Consider the following 255-nt stretch of genomic DNA (forward strand, 5'->3'; position numbering starts at 1 on the left):
TAGTAATCTGCGAAAAGCGTAGGGGAGCTGATAAACGAGCTTTGAGCCTACGATATCCGAATGGGGCAACCCACATACTTTAGGGTATGTATCGTTAAGTGAATACATAGCTTAACGAGGCGAACCCAGCGAACTGAAACATCTAAGTAGCCGGAGGAAAAGAAATCAACCGAGATTTCCCTAGTAGCGGCGAGCGAACGGGAAACAGCCTGCAAGTAATATTTAACGTTTTAGTGGAACAAGCTGGAAAGCTTA

General features: G+C 45.1%; 1 rRNA gene. It reads left to right on the forward strand.

Annotated elements, in window-relative coordinates:
* A 23S ribosomal RNA gene (locus E8Q33_RS15060) occupies nucleotides 1-255 on the forward strand; the annotation flags it as partial.

The sequence above is a fragment of the Methylophaga sp. SB9B genome, from assembly GCF_004832235.1.
In the GTDB taxonomy this organism is placed as follows: domain Bacteria; phylum Pseudomonadota; class Gammaproteobacteria; order Nitrosococcales; family Methylophagaceae; genus Methylophaga; species Methylophaga muralis.